The organism is Treponema sp. (assembly GCF_051883275.1).
Taxonomy (GTDB): Bacteria; Spirochaetota; Spirochaetia; order Treponematales; family Treponemataceae; genus Treponema_D.
On record NZ_JBJETK010000015.1, the window covers coordinates 56,945 to 75,716 of the forward strand.

Here is an 18,772-nt window from a genome sequence, read left to right on the forward strand (position 1 = left end):
TATATATTTTCAGCCCTTGGAGTTGTTTTATGGCAGAAGAAAATTGCATTGACAGAGTAAACGAAACCCCGCTCAGAAAAATAGCGTATCCTCTGATTATTGAAAACCTTCTTTTCCTTGCGTTTTCAAGCATTGATATTTTTATGCTTTCCAAATACTCGGACAAAGCTGTTGCAGCAGTCGGACTTACAACCCAGTACACTTGGTTCATTCTTGTTCTGCTTCAGGTTATTCCGAACGGCGCGGCAATTCTGCTCACAAATTTTCTAGGGGCAGGCAGAACTGAAAAGGCAAAAAGCATTTCCCGGACTGCGCTTCAGATGATTGTCGTGTTCGGCTTGTTTTTCGGAGCGGTATTTGCATTTTCAGTTCCGCAGATTCTGAAGCGATACAGCATCGACACTGATGTGCGCCAGTTTGCCAGCCAGTATGTGTTCATCTGCTCGCTTTTTTCTGTGTTCTCTGGAATTTCAATAGTCCAGTCTTCCATACTGCGCAGCTACGGTCATACCAGGGATGCGATGATTGTCAATGCCGTTGCGAATCTGCTCAATATTGCAGGCAATGCGCTTGCGCTGTACGGATTTTTCGGGCTTCCTGTGCTGGGTGTCAGGGGAGTTGCGATTGCTACAGTTGCAAGCCAGCTGGCGGGTGCTGCAATTCTTTCTGTGCGAATTATGTCACTTAGCGACTGTAGATATTCCGCGGCCGCTCCTTTCAGAATCGATTTCAGCGAGTGGAAGCAGATTCTCAGAATAGGAATTCCTTCAGCAGGAGAAAGCCTTTCATGGAATTTGTCCCAGATGGTTATAATGGTTCTGATTACAACATTTGGAACAGCAGCCCTTGCGGCATTCACATATCTCATGACAATACTCAGATTCGTCTACATGATTGCGATTTCAATAGGAACAGCCTCGCAGATAAAAACAGGCCATTACTGCGGAGCAGGACTTCAGGAAACAGCATACAAGAATGTGTTCCGCTATCAGGCTGCTGGAAGCGCAGTGAGCCTTACTATTGCCACATTGATTTTTGTTTTCAGAACACAGGTAACGGCATGTTTTACACAGAACAAAGCGATTGCCGCCGTGATACTTTCCGTTATGCCTGTGATTTTTTTCCTTGAGCTTGGCCGCTCCGTGAATGTTATAATTATCCCGTGCCTTATGGCCGCCGGGGACATACATTTTCCTGTGGGAGCAGGAATCTTTTCAAACTGGATTATTTCAGTAATGCTTTCCTACATTTTTGCGCTTCTATTCGGCTGGGGATTTCCCGGTGTTATAATTGCAATGGCATGCGATGAAATGCTGAGGGGAACGCTGATGCTTTTCAGGTGGAAATCAAAAGTCTGGATGCGGAAGAAAATCGTGTAGCCGCCGCGCAATTCCGCAACGGCATTTTTAATTCAACAAGGCGCTGACCAACACTTTTATGGATTAATCAGCGCTTTGCTTTCAGAAGATTCCCTTTATTTTTTCCAGGGATTTTTACGGATAAAGGTTTCATCGCGCTCGTAGCCTACAGAAATAATGCTCACCGGTGTTTCCGTAAAGGCTTCAATAAACTCCACATAGGCACGGGCATTTTTAGGCATTTTCTTGTAGTTTCTACATTCCTTGAGCGATGTCTTCCATCCGGAGAATTTTTGCAGAATCGGCTTTGCGCTGTTGAGATGGTCAATGTTCGCAGGAAAATCCGTTACAATCTTTCCGTTGATTTCATAGCCCACGCAAGCTTCAATCTGCTCCATAGCATCGTAAATATCCAGATGAGTCAGAACAAGGCTGTCCAAACTGTTTACGCGGCATGCATATCGCAGAGCAACAAGGTCAAGATAACCGCAGCGTCTGGCTCTTCCTGTTGTAACACCATATTCACGGCCTGTGTCACGGACATACTGGCAAAGCTCCCCTTCGCTTGTGCTGTTGAATTCTGTCGGCATAGGACCGTTTCCCACGCGGGTTTCATAGGCCTTGAAAACGCCCAGAATATGGTCAAGATCATGCGGACCGATTCCACATCCTGTAGCTGCGCCTGCCGCACAAGAAGCTCCGGAGCTTACATAAGGATAAGTGCCGGAATCTATGTCCAGCATTGCACCCTGGGCGCCTTCAAACAAAATATTGTCCTTGCGGAATTCCCACATCTTCTGTGTAAGATCCACTCTCATCTGAAGAAGCTGCTCTTTGTACTTGTTCAGATACTCAATGTCCTCCTTGTCAAGGTCATTGATTTTTTCAGCCCAGTCTATGTCAGCAAGGCGAAGTCCGTCGCGGTGCGCTTTTTCACTGTATGCGATTCCTATTCCCCTGCCCGTTGTTCCAATCGGACGCTTGCGGGAAGAATCCCTGTCTTTATCCATCTGGCGGTATTTTGGAAGAATAAGATGCGCGCGGTCGGAAATAAAAACTCTTCCTTCCCAGTCAACGCCGTTTTCCTTTATCATCTTAAGTTCATCAAACAAAGCCTCTGGGTCAATTACCATGCCAGCTCCAAGAAAAACTTTTTTATCGGAATAAAGAATTCCGCTTGGAACCTGATGAAGCGCAAACTGCTTTCCATCCACAACAATTGTATGGCCGGCATTCGGGCCTCCTGAATAGCGGACAACATATTTTGCATCTTTTGCAAGATAATCTACAATCTTGCCTTTTCCTTCATCGCCCCATTGAGCACCAATGATAACAACATTCATTTATAAATCCTCCAAGGCTTTGCGCCTAGAATTTCAGTGTTTTCAAAAATCAGCTGTGAATAGAAGTATTGCGCACTGTAACATCATGCGCGCTGCCTTCGCTGATTGTAGTGGAAGAAACAAGTGTAAGCTTTGCCTTTTCCTGAAGCTCCGGAATTGAAAGAGCGCCGCAGTTGCACATTGTGTGAATCACCTTGCTCATCGAAAGCGAAACATTGTCATGAAGACGGCCTGCATAAGGAACGTACGAATCAACGCCTTCTTCAAATGCCATGCCTTTTTTTCCGCCAAGGTCATAACGCTGCCAGTTGCGCGCGCGGTTGCTTCCTTCTCCCCAATATTCCTTTACATAGTTTCCATTTATAATCAGCTTGTTTGTCGGGGATTCGTCGAATCTTGCAAAGTAACGCCCGAGCATCACAAAATCCGCGCCCATAGCCAGCGCAAGTGTGATATGGTAGTCATGCACAATTCCGCCGTCTGAACAGATAGGCACATAAATGCCTGTTTTCTGATAGTATTCATCGCGGGCTTTTGCAACTTCGATTGTAGCCGTCGCCTGTCCGCGGCCTATTCCCTTCTGCTCACGGGTAATGCAGATTGAACCGCCGCCGATTCCGATTTTTACAAAGTCCGCTCCGTTTTCCGCAAGGAACATAAACCCTTCGCGGTCAACAACATTTCCAGCTCCGACCTTCACGTCCGGCCCGAATTTTTCATGTATGTCATGAAGTGCCCTTGCCTGCCATTCAGAATAGCCTTCGCTTGAATCAAGGCACAGAATATCAACGCCAGCCTTCAAAAGAGCAGGAACACGCTCCATATAGTCCCTGGTATTTATTCCGGCTCCAACAATATATCTGTGGTCGGCGTCAAGAAGCTCGTTTGGATGAGTTTCGTGGTTGTCAAAGTCTTTCCTGAAAACCATTGAAACAAGACAGTTTTTTTCGTCAATCACAGGAAGCTGATTCACTTTGTGCGCCCAAATCAAGTCGTTCGCCGCGCTCAGGCTGATTCCGTCTTTTCCTGTAACAAGCTTTGAAAACGGAGTCATATAGTCCTTTACTTTTGAATTTGCCGGCACATGGTCGATTCTGAAATCACGCTCTGTAATAATTCCCTCAAGTTTTCCGTGCGCTGTTCCGTCAGCTGTCACTGCAATCGTGCTGTGACCAGTCTGCTGTATAAGGGCAACAACTTCCTCAAGTGTCTGATCCGGCCTGATATTGGAGTCAGAAGTTACAAAGCCGGCCTTGTACGATTTTACGCGGGAAACCATAGCCGCCTGGTTTTCGATTGTCTGCGAGCCGAAAATAAAGCTGATTCCGCCTTCCTTTGCAAGCGCAATGGCCATCCTGTCATCGGAAACAGACTGCATTACTGCGCTCACCAGCGGAATATTCATTGAAAGCGAAGGCTTTTCGCCTGACTTCTTGTTGAATTTTACAACAGGTGTTTTCAGTGAAACATTTTCAGGAATACATTCTGCGGATGTGTAGCCGGGAATCAAAAGATACTCACCGAATGTGTGAGACGGTTCTTCGTAAAAGTATGCCATTTTGCCCTCTTGGAATTGAAACTGGAAATTTTATTATCTTGAGAAACTTGAAAAGTCAGACGGGTTTTACAAGTTCTTCAAAATCTTCTTTAAGGAAACTGCGGAAGTCACCCTGAGTTTTACAGCGCAGGGGCAGAACACGCACTTTCAAAGATATTCAACACTGAACAATCCCATCCGGATTATTCATGTTTTCTCATCTATAAAAACTGATGTTTTTAAAGACAAGTAAAATTACACAGCAAAGAAAATTTTTCAGTTTTCGAGTTGTGTAATTTGTCCACTATTATATAAAAAACAGCCATTTCTGTCTATTCATGAAACAGGGCTTGCACGGAAGCATTTACAGGCCGGTCGCCTCATCTATGCCCATCATTATATTCATGCACTGAACAGCCGCGCCGCTTGCGCCTTTTCCAAGATTGTCAAACCGGCTTGTAATAACAATGCGCTCGTCATTTCCGCAGACAAAAATCTGCATGCTGTTTGTTCCTGCCAGAGTGTTTGCGGCGATGAAATTTTCTGTCAGTATTCCTTCGCCAAGAAAATCAGCTGTCTTTACAAAACGGCATCCTTCATAGTGCTCTTTGAACACAGAGCATATTTCCTTTGCGCTGAGTTTTTTTTCAAGAAGCCTTGCATAAAGCGGAATTGTAACGCTCATTCCCTGAAAATAATCGCATATATACGGATTGAACACCGGCTTGAATTCCAGGCCGCTCACCTTCATCATTTCAGGAAGATGCTTGTGCTCCTGTGTAAGCGCATAAAGACGAGGGCTTTTTAGCTCAGGATTTCTATCAGGAGATTCGTATTGGGCTATCGCTTTTTTTCCTGCGCCGGAATATCCCGAAACCGCATGGCACACAACAGGATAGTCAGGCGAAATTATTCCGTTCTTTATAAGCGGAAAGCATATCGAGGCAAAGCCTGAAGCATAGCAGCCCGGAACAGCAACTCTGCTTGATTCCTGAATTTTTTGGCGGTGCTCCCTTGAAAGCTCGGGAAATCCATAAGCCCAGTCAGGATTTGTTCTGTGGGCAGTGGAGGCATCGATTATTTTTGTCTTTGGATTTGTGCATAAACTTACAGCTTCTATGCTGGCCGCGTCCGGAAGGCACAGAAAGGTAAAGTCAGAGCTGTTGATAAGCCTTGCGCGCTCTCCGGGGTCTTTGCGCTTTGCTTCGTCAATCTGAAGAATTTCTATGTCAGTGCGATTTTCAAATCTCTCGAAAATTTTCAGTCCGGTGGTTCCTTCTTTTCCGTCAATAAAAACCTTGTATGCCATTTTACGCCTCTTTAATTCCAGGGAAACGCTGAACAAGGTGAATGTGGCTCGCCCGGCATTTTCCCAGATTGTACATCATGCGCTGAAATGATATACTTTAGGAATGAAAGATTCAATATTTTTGAAAAAAATAGCCTTTTCTTTTTTGTCGCTTTTTCTGGCTTCATTCTTTTTTTCGTGCGCATCTTCGGAAGTTGAAGTTGCAGACGGAGTTTCAAGCATTGAAATTGTGCAGTTCGCGCAGACTGCATTTGACAAGGGCAACACAAAAAAAGCCCTCAAGTATTATGACATACTTTTGCAGCGTTATGGAATGGACACCGCAATTTATATAGAAGGCAAATTTGAAATTGCGCACATTTATGTAAAGCAGAAAAAATTCAGCAAGGCAGAGCCGATTCTAAATGAAATTCTTGACATTTATAATTCCAGCCAGCCCGGACAGTTTCCAGGCGCATACAGGAAACTTGCCCAAAAGGATCTTGAAAAAATACAGAACAGCAAAAATTCCGGCAGCTAAAAAATATCCTCTGAAATTGCGCGGCTTATTTTAACTTGCACTTTGCGCTGCAAACTTTCTTTGTTTTACTGTCCGCTTCCGCGGACGAATTACGCAGCTCTGGAAGTTGAAACTTCCTTCGCTGCGTAATTTCAAGGACTGGTTAAAATAATCCGCTGATATTGCGCGGCTTATTTTAACTCGAACTTTGCGCCGCAAACTTTTTTTATTTTACTGTCCGCTTCCGCGGACGAATTACGCAGCTCTGGAAGTTGAAACTTCCTTCGCTGCGTAATTTCAAGGAGGACTTTTTTAGGGTGCGCCCCTGCGCTAGAGTTCCACAGAAACAGAACTGAATGTTCTTGCCTTGACTCCATTTACTTTCTTGACAGAATTTTTTCCGTCAAAATCCGGCCACTCTTCAATAAAAACAGGGGCGTCTTTTTTCAGTGCATCAATTTCCAGAACAAATGTATGCGCGTTTTTTCCATAGCGTTTAAGGCCTATGCTCCACGGATAGTGTTCGCCTACAAAAATTCCGTCATCAATCAAAGTGTTGTTTTCATAAAGCCGGGCGCAGTTTCCAGCATATTCAATGTCAACAAAAATATCATCACAGCCGCTTTTCCAATCGCCCACGGAAATTTTATAGACTGAAGTTTCTTCATTTTCAGAAATTTTCTCACATTCAATTTCCGGGCTTTCCACGGCATCTTCGGCGCAGGTGTAAACGGTAAATCCGCAGGCGCACTCTTTTGCCGAAAATCCCGAAGGTGTCTTTTCAAGGGCAGGAAATGTCTTGAATGAAATTTTTTTGCAGTCCTGAAATGTAAGCCTTGTGTGTCCGTCAGAAAAATCCTGGAACAGAGCGGAATCGGTTACAACCAGATATTCCTTTCCACCAGCACAAACCTTATGGGCTTTAAGCGCATCTTCGCGCGAAAGTGTTACAATGTCACAGTCCGGCGCTTTTGACTCAAACTGATAGAGGCTGGAAGAAGCAGAAGCCGCGTCACACACTGAGCTGTTTTTTTCATACTGCGAACCGGCTGGCTTTACGGCTGAATAAAACACAAAGGCTTTGCGGGAATTATTCAGAACACAGAGAGGCGTTGCCAGGGAAGTCTTTAAAACTCCGTCCGCAAGCTTCATGTTGAATGGAAGGAAGAAAAAATCCCTGTCATCAATGTCAACCGCCGGAAACTGAACTTCCGAAGCAAGCACTGTATTCTTGTGCGAGGCCATTTTCTGCCTGCGCTGGTAATTGTTTACAAAAACAAAGCCACTGCTTTTTCCGTTTTCCGAGGATTTAACATAACGCCAGCTTGTTCTAAGGTCAGTGGAATTTTCCGGCAAAAGCGGATTGTCCTCAGGAATTTCAGTTTCAGTTGATGCCAAAAATTCCCCGAAGTCATGCAGGAACAGTGAAAGCAGCTTTATTTCCCCGTAAGTTTCATTCATAAGCCCGTACTGTCCAAGGGGCGCACGGAAATCATAGTTCTTTATGCTCATGTCGTTCAAAGAGCCGGTCGCAATGTTTTCCTCGAGCGTTGTAAGTTTTCCTTCAGGGTTCTGGCCGCCATGATACATATAATAGCCAAGAAGATTGCAGCCGCTTCCCATTTTTGCAAGGCTCATTGCGCCGATATCCTTTGCATGGGCGATAGGTCTTCTTTTCAGCGTAACCTGAAGTCCGCCGCCAAGCTCCGCAGTAAGATACGGATATTTATTCATATCAAAAGTGATTCCTTCTCCAAGCCCAAAGTCACAGCCAATGGCATGATCATTCCGCTCATAAGTGAAGACATAGTTTCCGCTCGGCTCAATTTCCGTAGTGCGCGGATCCCAGGGAGCTTCACAGTAGCCGCCCATAACAGGAAGAAGTCCCGCGGTAACGGCTCCGCCCCAGCCTGTCGCAGTATACAGCGGAACATCAAAGCCGATGTCCTTTGCCATTTTTTCAAGCCGCTTCATGTGGAATTCACCCTCAGCTCCGGTCAGTCCGCCGCAATGCCCGAATTCATTTTCAATCTGAATTCCGATAATCGGGCCGCCGTCCTTTAAAAGCAGTCCCTTGACCTGGGAAAAAATTGCCCGGTAAAACGCCTCGACTTCTGCAAAATAGGCTTCGTCATTTGTATTGCGGGCATCAGGGCATTTTTCAAGCAGCCAGTCAGGAAAGCCGCCGTGCCTGACCTCCGCATGGCTCCAGGGTCCTATGCGCAAAACCATAGAAAGAGAACATTCCTTTACAGTTTCAACAAATTTTCTGAGGTTCCGCCAGCCAGTCCAGTCAAACTGATTTTCTATCTCTTCGTGATGAATCCAGATTACATACGAGCTGACAATGTCAACACCGCCTTCCTTCATCTTTAAAAGCGCCTCTTTCCAGCCGCTGTCAGGATAGCGTGAGTAGTGAATTTCGCCCATCACAGGAAACCATCTTTTTCCATTCTTAAAAAGACTTTTATTGTCAAATGAATACGAAGTCATGCTTTTCCTCCATAAGTGGCAGCCAGAAGCTGTCTATTCGTTTATTCTACACGTGTTGATTTATAAAAATAGTAGCATGGAAATTTAAAAAAATCTATGAAAAATTTTGCGGAAAAAACTGAATAAAAAATAACTGCGCAACAGTTTGCGCACAAAACAGGGATAAAAAAAACCGGAAAACAGAATATCCATTTTCCGGCTTTTAAAGCAAGGCAGCAAAAATTTACTGCTACTCCTTTACAGCGGCTGTTCCCATGCTCATCATCATTGCTTTCTGTGAAAACAGGAAGAAGATTACGAACGGGATGCATATTACAAGCGAACCGGCTGCAAAATTCGTAAATTCATTTTTCTTGTCAGAAACAAACGAAAACAGGCCAAGCGCAAGTGTCTGTTTTTCCGGGCTTCTCAAAACCATTTTCGGGAAAATAAAATCCATCCAAGGACCTGTAAAGCTGGAAACCGCAAGGAAAGTGATAATCGGCTTTGTAACAGGAAGAATAATTGTTCCAAAAATTCTGAAATGGCTTGCTCCGTCAATTCTTGCAGCCTCATCAAGATTCTTGCTCACAGTGTCCATGTAGCTTTTTACCATCCATGTGTTATACGGAATTCCGCCGGCAACATAAACAAGCACAAGCCCCCACAAAGTATCGAGTCCGCCGATACGGTTCAGGATAACATAGATTGCTATCATTCCTACAAAAGAAGGAAAAATCTGAAGAATCAGCATGCTCATCAAAAGGCTATGCTTAAAGACAAACTTAAAGCGCGAAAAAACATAGGCGCTCAGAGAGGAAATAATAACGGTGAGCAATGTTGTCCATATAGCAATGAAAAATGTATTCTTGAACCACATCCAGTACTGTGTTTCAAAAAACAGATACTTGAAGTGCTTGAGTGTAAATCCATCCTTGAATGGAACAATATTCATATTCGCTATTCCGTTTCCGGGCGCAAAAGCAGCAGCCACAACATAGACAAGCGGATAAAAAACAATCAAAGAAATCAATATAAAAATCAGATAAGAAAAAGTCGTGCTGACTGTCTTGAATGAACGGTAATTTTTCATAATTCACCTTCCTTATATGCCCGTGTATTTCTAAACTGGTAAATTGCAAAAGGAGCAAGAACAACAAAGATGAGAACTGCAATAACAGAAGCGTAATTATACCGCAGCATTGTAATTGTGAGCTTATAAATCCAGGTAACAAGAATATCTGTTCCGCCCGCCATTGTCGTTGTTGAATCAGCAACAGTAGGAGCGCCTCCTGTAAGGAAGAAGATAATTCCAAAGTTATTTATATTGTGCGTAAAGCTCATAATAATCAAAGGCATGGTCTGATACAGAACAAGCGGCATTGTTATATGGAACAAAATCTGCTTTCCGTTGGCACCGTCAATCTTGGCAGCTTCATACAGATCCCTGGAAATAGCTGTCATTGTTCCCATTGAAAGCATCATAAAGTATCCAAATCCAGCCCAGAGATTTATCACAATACACATGATTTTTGCAAGTGTAGCATCGCCGAGCCACGGAATCGGATTTGACTGATCAAGAATTCCAATGGCGATAAGAGTGCGGTTTACAATTCCAAAAGTTCCATTGAGCATCTGCTTCCAAAGAATCATTGTAATTACAGCTGGAACCGCATAAGGCAGAATGAATATAAACCTGAAAACAGGAGCAATTTTAATTCCGCTTTCATTAAGATGAACAGCAACAAGAAGACCGCCGAAATAGCAGGTGAATGTAGAAGCAACAGCCCACACAAAAGTCCAGATGGCAACGCGTGCAAATCCAACAGACCAGTTTGTTCCTCCAAAAAGAAGGGACTTGAAGTTATCGAAACCAACCCAGTCAACAGTGTTCTTAGGCGGAATATTATTAGGCGCAGAATAATTAGTAAAGGCAACTGCAACGCTAAAAAGAAGCGGAACCACAACAAACACAAGAAGCATAACTACACATGGAGCAAGTCCTGTAATAGGGAATGCCTTGTTTCCAAGTTCTTCCAGAGACGCTTTCTGGGAAACAAAACGCTTGGTTCTACAGTATTCTTCATAGGATTTTTTCGCGCTGTTTACAGAAATAATATAAGCAGCAACAAAAAGAGCCACAATCGAAAGAAAAAGAATTCCATCGATCAGCATAAACACAGAGTTATTGCGGAGCTTAACCGGGATGTCCGGCTGCGGCTCGCCAAGAGTAAACAACTCAAAAATCTTTCTACACGTTACCGGCAAAAAGCAAATAAAAAGAATTTCAAGGGCAGCAAAAAGAGCGCCTTTCACATATTGTTTAAGGTAAATCAAATGGGACAATCCCATGAAGCATAAAGATGCAACTTTTACCTTTTTTGCAGAACTTCCATCGGATTCTATCCGCATAAGACACCTCGCAACTAAATCAGTGTTCAGCACATATCAAGCACTGAAAAACAGCATAAAAATTATGGGAATCCCAAAAATTCATTTTATTTTTTTAGAGATTCCTGCTGGTTTTAAGCCGTCAATGGCACAACTTAAAACATCACATTTTTAGAGCCGCCCCTGCAAACTGAAATTTCCAGAGGCAACTTTGAAAATCTTAAAAACTGTTTTTAACTTTGCAAGAAAACAAGAGGGGCTGCTAAAAAACAACCCCTCCCCAGACTGCCCGAAAATATATAAACAACAGTATTTCGGACAGCCTCTCCCGGTTATAAAAACGTCAGCTCTTAGGCTAAATAATCCGCATTTGGATTATTATTAGAGTCCAAGAATTGCAGCGTTACAAGCATCAAGTTCCTTCTTAACGTCAGAACCGTCCCAGATGTTCTTTGATGCATTTCCAAATGCTTCCCAGAATGCAGACATCTGTGGAACAGAAGGCATAGGGAATGCATAGTCGAGCTGCTGGAGGAATCCGCCGATATACTCGCTGGAAACCTTTACGTTGATAGAAGGCATAGCGCCTGTGATATCAAAGCGAAGCTGCTGCATAGCAGGGCTGATAAGGAACTGAGCAAAATCAGCTGCCTCTTCCGGATGATCTGAATAAGAGCTTACAAACATAGCGCGTGTTCCAGAGAATGAAGCAGAAGGAGTTGTTTCGCCAGGAAGAGCTGGAAGAGGTGCAACACCAAAGTTCAATCCTGCATCTACAAAGTTCTTAACATTCCATGGTCCTGTAACATGCATTGCAGCCTGTCCACCCTGGAAAGCAGCGTCACATGCGCCTGTTGAAAGGTCAGCAGCAGGAACATTAAGAGCAGCTCTGAGAGCCTGGAATTTCTTCATGCCTTCTACAGCTGAGTCTGAGTTAAGATATGTTGCAGAAGTATCTGCGCCAGTAGCACCGAAAATGCGGTTTCCGCTTTCTGTTGTAAAGATGATTGAATAGTAAGCGTTTCCAACATCCATTACAAATCCGCGCTTGTCAGGATTCTTGCTGTTGAATTCAGCAACCCATTTTCCAAGAGCATCCCAGTTCTTTGGAACATCTTTTTCTGCAATGAGATCCTTATTATAGAACAAAGCATAAGTTTCTGCGCTTACAGGATATCCATACATTTTTCCTTCGTATGTAAGAGCCTTTGAACATGCGCCAAGAACTTCCTTTGAAACAGAATCAGGATTTACAGTTGGAGCAACGTGGCCGCCTGTTACAAGCTCGCCGAGCTTATCATGCGGAGCAGCAAAAAGGTCTGCGCCAACTCCAGCAGGTCCATCAAGAGCAATCTGTCCTGTTGAATCACCAAGCTCAACATTTACAAACTTGATTTCTACATTCGGATGTGACTCTGTGTATTTTGCACCAGCCTGCTTAATGAATTCATCAGGTCCCAAAAGAGACTCCCATACAGTGAGAGTGATTTTTTCAGCTTTTTCAGCTTTCTTGCTGCATCCTGTAAATGCAAGCAAACCTACAGATACTACAGCAACTGCCGCAATAACACTTTTCTTCATTTTGTCCTCCTAATTATCATACTAATGAAGATATTATATTCAAACCGCACATCAGCGGAAAGATTCCCTTATTTTTATTTCATATCCAACCTTTGTATGGCTTGGAACTTTTTTTCCTTCTATCATGTCAACCAAAAGACAGCCCGCCTTCTTTGTGAAATTTGAAACATTTACATTCAGCGCAGTAATCGGAGGCATATTGTTCTCCAAAACCTGGCTGTCATAAAATGAAATCACCTGAATATCAGCAGGAACCTCATAATCATTCTGCCTGAGCCATTTCAGCACATGAAGGCAAATCACATCATCCATGCACACAAGGCACTGCGGATTCTGCTTCATGATATCCGGAAGAACTGAAAAAACAGAATTCTGGTTCTCCAGATTCCAGTGGATAATGCTGTTCTCCAGGGAAATTCCTGATGATGCAAAACCGCGCTTCAGCCCTTCAAAACGGAATGTATTCACGCTGTTTTTTTTATCCCCGGCAAGCACAGCCACTTTTTCACAGCCGCGGCTAACCATAAACCTTGTCATCTCATAGCAGCCGGAAATATGATCGCTTCCAACATGGCAAAATCCATCATCGCCGGACGTACCCATTACAATAAACGGTATTTCTTCTTTTTTCAAGAAGTCCACGGATTCGTCATTTTCCTCAAGCCTCGTTAAAATCACGCCGTCAACTTTTCTGTTTATGACAAGCCGCCGCAGAGGTGTTATATCGCCGCCGCTCTGAACAACAATCAGGACATCATATCCAGACCTGTACACAGACTCGGAAATTCCCACCAGGCAATTCTGAAAAAACGGATTATCCTCCTCGTTCTTTGGTATGACAACTCCGATATTGAAAGTGCGGCGCAGAACAAGCCCTTTTGCCATTGGATTAGGAACATAATTGCATGACTGCACTTTTTCCATTACACGCCGCCGTGTTTCCGCGCCAATTCTTCCCTTGCAGTTTATAACACGGGACACAGTGGATTTTGAAACTCCAAGCTCGCACGCAATATCTGAAATTGTAACAGCAGAAGCTGATCTTTCCATAAAAACGTTTCCAACCCAAACTTCCCTGAATCCATTTTTAGATGCCTCAAAAAAAACACTGAAAATGAATTTTTAAGCCGCCCTTACGAGCAATGCACAGGGGAACATTACCAGAATCTTCAAGCATTGAAGCCGAAATTCCCTGCGCGTTTTAAACCGCTATAACAGCACGAATTAAAACACCGCATTTTTAAAGTTATCTTTTCTAGTATAAAACATTCAAATATTTCTTAAAGTGTACACCAAGAAGCCGCATAAAACAAGAAAAATCGGTTGCTCAACACGAAAAGTATACACGTGCTGACAGAATATGTCAAACTTTTTTTATAAATTTATAATATTTTTCTTACAAAAGGACATTCCATAAAAGCTGCCGTCAAAAGCCATCGCCGCGCCGTTCTTGCACCGCTGTTTTTTTTATGCAATACTTGTACCATGTTTGAAGAAACCGCAGAAAGAATAAAAAAAGCCAGAATCATTCCTGTTGCAAGCGTCCAAGCCCCGGAAGATGCGCTGTGCCTTGCCCGTGCGCTAAAAGCAGGCGGATTCACAGCTGTTGAAATTACATTCAGAAATATCAGCCAGAAAAATGGAGCGGAAAAAACAGCACGCTGCATAGAAGCCGTAAAAAAAGAATTCCCGGACTTTCTGACTGGCGCAGGAACTGTCATAAACGCCGGGCTTGCAAAAATGGCGCGGAAAGCAGGAGCGGACTTCATTGTTTCGCCGGGATTCAATCCAAAAACAGTAAAATGGTGCATAAATCACAGGATGCCGGTTTTTCCAGGAGTGTTTTCACCTGGAGAAATAGAACAGGCTCTGGAATTCGGGCTGAATTTCCTTAAATTTTTTCCAGCGGAATCTTCAGGCGGAGTAAAAATGATAAAATCGCTTGCAGGACCGTTTCCGCAGACATTTTTTATCCCGACCGGAGGAATAAACTGCGGAAATTTCAAGGAATATCTTTCGTGTAAAAACGTGGGGGCTGTGGGAGGAAGCTGGATGTGCCCAGACACTCTTATAAAAGAAAAGAACTGGCCGGAAATTGAAAAGCTGTGCAGCCAGATAGCCAGAGAACCATAATCGACCCACGCGCAGAAATCCAGCCTTCCGCATGAATCATCACATTCAACAATAAAAAATTCGCGCACTTGGAAAATCCATTGAAAACGGATCTTCCAAAGTGCATTTAAGCTACATTAAACAAGTCCCTGGGCAACCATTGCATTTGCAACTTTCACAAAGCCTGCGATATTAGCGCCAGCAACATAGTCGCCTTCGGTAGCGTACTTCTTTGCTGTTTCGTAGGCATTGTCATGGATATTAACCATAATCTGCTTGAGTTTGGAGTCAACTTCCTCGAATGTCCATGAAAGACGCTCAGAGTTCTGGCTCATCTCAAGGCCCGAAACTGCAACACCGCCAGCATTTGCAGCTTTTCCAGGACCGAACATCACTTTGTTTTCCTGGAGATACTTTATTGCCTCTGCGCGTGTAGGCATATTTGCGCCTTCAGCAACAAGAATACAGCCGTTTGCAACAAGCTTTTTTGCATCCTCAAGGTAAATTTCATCCTGTGTTGCGCAAGGAAGTGCAAGATCAGCCTTTACGCCCCATGGCTTTTCACCCTTGAAGAATTTAGCAGACGGATATTTTTTAACATAGGCATCCACTTTTTCCCTGCGGGCGCGGAATTCCTTTACATAGGCAAGCTTTTCAAAAGTAATTCCTTCTTCATCAAGAATATATCCTGTTGAGTCAGACAGAGTGATAGGCTTTCCGCCAAGCTGAAGAAGCTTTTCAGCAGCATACTGGGCAACATTTCCATCTCCGGAAATAACAGCTGTCTTTCCCTTGAAGTCCATTCCCTTCTTTGCAAGCATACATTCAACAAAATAAATAAGACCGTAGCCCGTAGCCTCTGTGCGCGCAAGAGAACCGCCGAATGAAAGACCCTTTCCTGTCAAAACGCCTGTATACTGGTTTGTGATTCTCTTGTACTGTCCGAACATATAGGCAACTTCTTTTCCGCCTACACCCTTGTCGCCGGCAGGAACATCAGTGTCCGCTCCGATATGGCGGTAAAGCTCTGTGATAAACGACTGGCAGAAGCGCATGATTTCAGCATCAGATTTTCCATGTCCGTCAAAATCAGAGCCGCCCTTTCCGCCGCCCATAGGAAGAGTTGTGAGGGAATTTTTCAAAACCTGCTCAAATCCAAGGAATTTAAGAACATCAAGGCCTACTTCCGGAGAAAAGCGAAGACCTCCCTTGTAAGGACCAATCGCGCTGTTAAACTGAACACGGAAACCGCGGTTTACATGAGCTTTTCCCGCATCATCAGTCCACGGAACACGGAACATGACAATTCTTTCCGGCTCAACAAAACGCTCAAGAACAGCATAGTTTTCCAGCTCAGGCATTTTATCCACAGCAGGAGAAATTGCCTCAAGAACAAGTCCGGCAGCCTGAAGAAAATGACCCTGATCAGCATAGCGAGCAGAAATGTCATCCCAAACACGTTTACAATAAGAATTCTTAATATTGTATTCCATAGAATAACCCCTTTTTCTCTGATTTTTTTTTAATTTGTAACCCCAAAAATCAAGAGAAAACAGAATAATATTAAACTATATCGTTTATTTTGAAAAGGGCAAAATTGCTTGCGGAAAATTCAGATTTTCAAACCTTTTATTGCAAATTTTTACAAGCAGGGATATAATAAATACTAAATTTTCTTTAACTGGGCTGCAAAATTGACAAAAGACAGTTGCCTGGAAGCGCTCTTGCTTTCCTATCAGAAATACTATGATATTTTCAGAAATCCGGCTGAAAAACCATTCTGTGCAACGGCGGAATTTCATTCGCAGGGAGAATATTATTTTCTGACAAAGGCGGCAAAAATCGCAGAGATGGACTCAAGCGAGTATGTTTATTTTTCACTTGAAGAAAATCTTTCCGCCCGGAAACTAAGGGAGCTTTCTGATGCGGCCTGGAATTCCGGACTTTCAAAAGTAAAACCCTTTTACGGCCATAGAAGCACAGACATTACTCTTATTGTCATTGCAGATTCTGTTGAAAAAGACGCCGCCCGTGAAGCAGGAAAAATAAGGCATTATAAATCATACATGTTTTCGCTTTTCGGCTGGAGCAATTTCAGACTTGCCGTTTTTGGAGTGCAGAATAATGAAGTCGCAAGCAACTGGCACGGGAGAGAAGTCAAAAAGCTTTTTGCTAAAACAGGTCTTATGTCATAAAAATGACTTTGATATAAAATCTATATTCTTCTTGGAGGCACAGAAATGGCTGCTTTATTGATTATCATGGCGGCAATAGTTCTGCTTTTTTGCGGCTATGTTTTTTACGGCTCATGGCTTGCAAAGCAATGGGGAATTGACCCCGCAAAAAAGACACCGGCAAAAGAAAGACCCGACGGTGTGGATTATGTGGAGGCAAAGCCTGCTGTTCTTATGGGACATCATTTTTCGTCGATTGCAGGCGCAGGTCCTATAAACGGGCCGATTCAGGCTGCGGTTTTTGGCTGGGTTCCGGTATTTTTGTGGTGCGTTATCGGAGGTATTTTCTTCGGCGGACTTCAGGATTTTGGCTCTTTGTTTGCTTCTATTCGTCACGACGGAAAATCTGTCGGTGAAATCATCAAGGATTCGATGGGTTCAAAGTCTAAAAAACTGTTCATTATTTTTGCACTTTTAGTTTTGATTCTTGTAATAGCATCATTTGTAAATGTCGTAGCTTCAACTTTCTTTACTGCTTCAGATGCAGCAAAGACATTCGGCTTTACGGCAAATCCTACGGGAAACCAGACGACGGCTATTATTTCAGTTCTGTTTATCGTTCTTGCTGTAATCTACGGAATCATTACGAATAAATGCGGCGTTAAGACTGCTCCTGCTACAATCGCAGGTATTGTCTGTATTGCGCTTATCATCATGCTTGGACTGAACTTTGGTTTTGCAATGTCAAGAACTGCCTGGATTGTGTTCATCGGATTGTATATTGCAGTTGCTTCTTTGATTCCTGTATGGATTATGCTCCAGCCGCGCGACTATCTTTCTTCGTTCCTTTTGTATGCGCTTATGCTCGTTGCTGTTTTTGGAATCGTGCTTTCTGCATTCACAGGTGCTGCAAGAAACGTAGCGTTCAACCTTCCTGCATTTACAGGCTGGAAGCAGAGCATCGGAACAATGTTCCCGGCACTTTTCATTACAGTTGCGTGCGGTGCATGTTCAGGATTCCATTCTTTGATTGCGACAGGAACGACGTCAAAGCAGCTTGACAACGAAAGAAACGCAAAGGCAATCGGCTACGGTTCTATGCTCATCGAATCTGCGCTCGGCATTATTTCGCTTATTGCAGTAGGCATCGTTTCTTCAAAATTCCTTACGAACGAAAACGGAATCTGGAAATTCTCAGGTTCTCCTGCAAACGCATTCGGTGCAGGAATTGCGCTTCTGTTCGGTGACGAAAACACGACTGTATACAATACAATCAAGGCTCTCCTTACTCTTGCAGTTTCTGTTTTTGCACTTACTTCACTTGACTCTGCAACACGTCTCAGCCGATTTATGTTCAGCGAGCTTTTCCTCAAAGAAGGCGAAAAGTCCTGGAAAGATGCAAAGGGCGTAAGGAAAGTTCTTGCAAATCCTGTTTTTGGAACTGGCTTGATGGTTCTTATCGGCTGTATCCTTGGCGGTTTGCAGCTTTCTGCAATTTGGTCTTTGTTCGGTTCGGCAAACCAGCTGCTTGCAGGAATTGCACTTATGGCAGTTGCAGCCTGGCTCGGTCAGGTCGGAAAGAACAACAAGATGTTCATCATTCCGATGATTTTCATGCTTGCGGCAACATTGACACAGCTTATTCTGACTGTAATCAACAAAATCAAGGCGATGGCAGCAGGCGCACAGAACGCATTTTTCTGGGGCAACTGGTTCCAGCTTCTGTTTGCTGCAGCGATGGCAGTGCTTGCAATTTTCCTTGTCGTAGAAGGAATCCAGACTTTTGCAAAACAGGCAAAGTCAAAAAAATAAACGCAGACTGAAAACATCGTAGAAAGATTTTCAGGATAAAAAAAACAGGCAGGATTTACAGGGAATTTTTTTCCGTAAGTCCTGTCTTTTTTTTTGCACGTGCGAAAAAAATTCAGGCTTCTAAAACACCTGATTCCGCGCGGTCAAAAAATGAATTTAAACAAAAAAAACGCCTTTCAGGATT

At 43.6% G+C, this 18,772-nt stretch carries 14 protein-coding genes; 5 read left to right on the plus strand and 9 right to left on the minus strand.

Features of this window, described 5'->3' with window-relative positions; genetic code table 11:
• The first annotated feature begins 29 nt into the window (after positions 1-29).
• On the plus strand, positions 30-1,379 hold the full coding sequence (locus ACI4L0_RS02230; protein ID WP_439798536.1) for an MATE family efflux transporter: 1,350 nt from the start codon (positions 30-32) through the stop codon (positions 1,377-1,379).
• 95 nt (positions 1,380-1,474) lie between these two features.
• Here the strand turns inward: ACI4L0_RS02230 and purA are convergent, their stop codons facing one another.
• From purA to argC, 3 genes are all read right to left on the minus strand, one after another.
• Complete coding sequence (gene purA, locus ACI4L0_RS02235; protein WP_439798537.1) at positions 1,475-2,701, minus strand: adenylosuccinate synthase; 1,227 nt, start codon at positions 2,699-2,701, stop codon at positions 1,475-1,477.
• A 49-nt stretch (positions 2,702-2,750) separates the two neighbouring features.
• Complete coding sequence (locus ACI4L0_RS02240) at positions 2,751-4,259, minus strand: IMP dehydrogenase (RefSeq protein ID WP_439798538.1); 1,509 nt, start codon at positions 4,257-4,259, stop codon at positions 2,751-2,753.
• A 343-nt stretch (positions 4,260-4,602) separates the two neighbouring features.
• Entirely contained in the window at positions 4,603-5,547 is a 945-nt protein-coding gene (gene argC, locus ACI4L0_RS02245; protein ID WP_439798539.1) for an N-acetyl-gamma-glutamyl-phosphate reductase, read from the minus strand.
• Positions 5,548-5,650: 103 nt separating this feature from the next.
• Between argC and ACI4L0_RS02250 the strand changes: the two genes are divergently transcribed.
• Positions 5,651-6,067: a hypothetical protein gene (locus ACI4L0_RS02250; protein ID WP_439798540.1), complete on the plus strand. Its 417-nt coding sequence runs from the start codon at positions 5,651-5,653 to the stop codon at positions 6,065-6,067.
• Between the two features lie 309 nt (positions 6,068-6,376).
• Here ACI4L0_RS02250 and ACI4L0_RS02255 read toward each other — a convergent pair whose 3' ends face one another.
• The 5 genes from ACI4L0_RS02255 to ACI4L0_RS02275 form a co-directional block, all read right to left on the minus strand.
• Positions 6,377-8,539 (minus strand): beta-galactosidase, encoded by a 2,163-nt coding sequence (locus ACI4L0_RS02255; protein WP_439798541.1) that lies wholly within the window; start codon positions 8,537-8,539, stop codon positions 6,377-6,379.
• A 229-nt stretch (positions 8,540-8,768) separates the two neighbouring features.
• Complete coding sequence (locus ACI4L0_RS02260; protein ID WP_439798542.1) at positions 8,769-9,611, minus strand: sugar ABC transporter permease; 843 nt, start codon at positions 9,609-9,611, stop codon at positions 8,769-8,771.
• Positions 9,608-10,930, minus strand: coding sequence for a carbohydrate ABC transporter permease (locus ACI4L0_RS02265; protein ID WP_439798543.1), 1,323 nt, complete (start codon positions 10,928-10,930; stop codon positions 9,608-9,610). The genes ACI4L0_RS02260 and ACI4L0_RS02265 overlap by 4 nt, the downstream gene beginning before the upstream one ends.
• Positions 10,931-11,290: 360 nt before the next feature.
• Positions 11,291-12,490 carry a sugar ABC transporter substrate-binding protein gene (locus tag ACI4L0_RS02270; RefSeq protein ID WP_439798544.1) on the minus strand — a complete coding sequence of 400 codons (1,200 nt, stop codon included), beginning with the start codon at positions 12,488-12,490 and terminating at the stop codon, positions 11,291-11,293.
• A gap of 51 nt (positions 12,491-12,541) precedes the next feature.
• Entirely contained in the window at positions 12,542-13,540 is a 999-nt protein-coding gene (locus ACI4L0_RS02275; RefSeq protein WP_439798545.1) for a LacI family DNA-binding transcriptional regulator, read from the minus strand.
• A gap of 435 nt (positions 13,541-13,975) precedes the next feature.
• On the opposite strand from ACI4L0_RS02275, the gene eda reads away from it, so the two are divergent.
• Positions 13,976-14,623, plus strand: coding sequence for a bifunctional 4-hydroxy-2-oxoglutarate aldolase/2-dehydro-3-deoxy-phosphogluconate aldolase (eda, locus tag ACI4L0_RS02280; protein ID WP_439798546.1), 648 nt, complete (start codon positions 13,976-13,978; stop codon positions 14,621-14,623).
• Positions 14,624-14,739: 116 nt separating this feature from the next.
• Here the strand turns inward: eda and gdhA are convergent, their stop codons facing one another.
• Entirely contained in the window at positions 14,740-16,095 is a 1,356-nt protein-coding gene (gene gdhA, locus ACI4L0_RS02285) for an NADP-specific glutamate dehydrogenase (RefSeq protein WP_439798547.1), read from the minus strand.
• Between the two features lie 201 nt (positions 16,096-16,296).
• On the opposite strand from gdhA, the gene ACI4L0_RS02290 reads away from it, so the two are divergent.
• A complete protein-coding gene (locus ACI4L0_RS02290; protein ID WP_439798548.1) occupies positions 16,297-16,797 on the plus strand; it encodes a hypothetical protein in 501 nt (166 codons plus the stop codon).
• 45 nt (positions 16,798-16,842) lie between these two features.
• On the plus strand, positions 16,843-18,588 hold the full coding sequence (locus tag ACI4L0_RS02295) for a carbon starvation CstA family protein (RefSeq protein ID WP_439798549.1): 1,746 nt from the start codon (positions 16,843-16,845) through the stop codon (positions 18,586-18,588).
• Positions 18,589-18,772 lie beyond the last annotated feature (184 nt).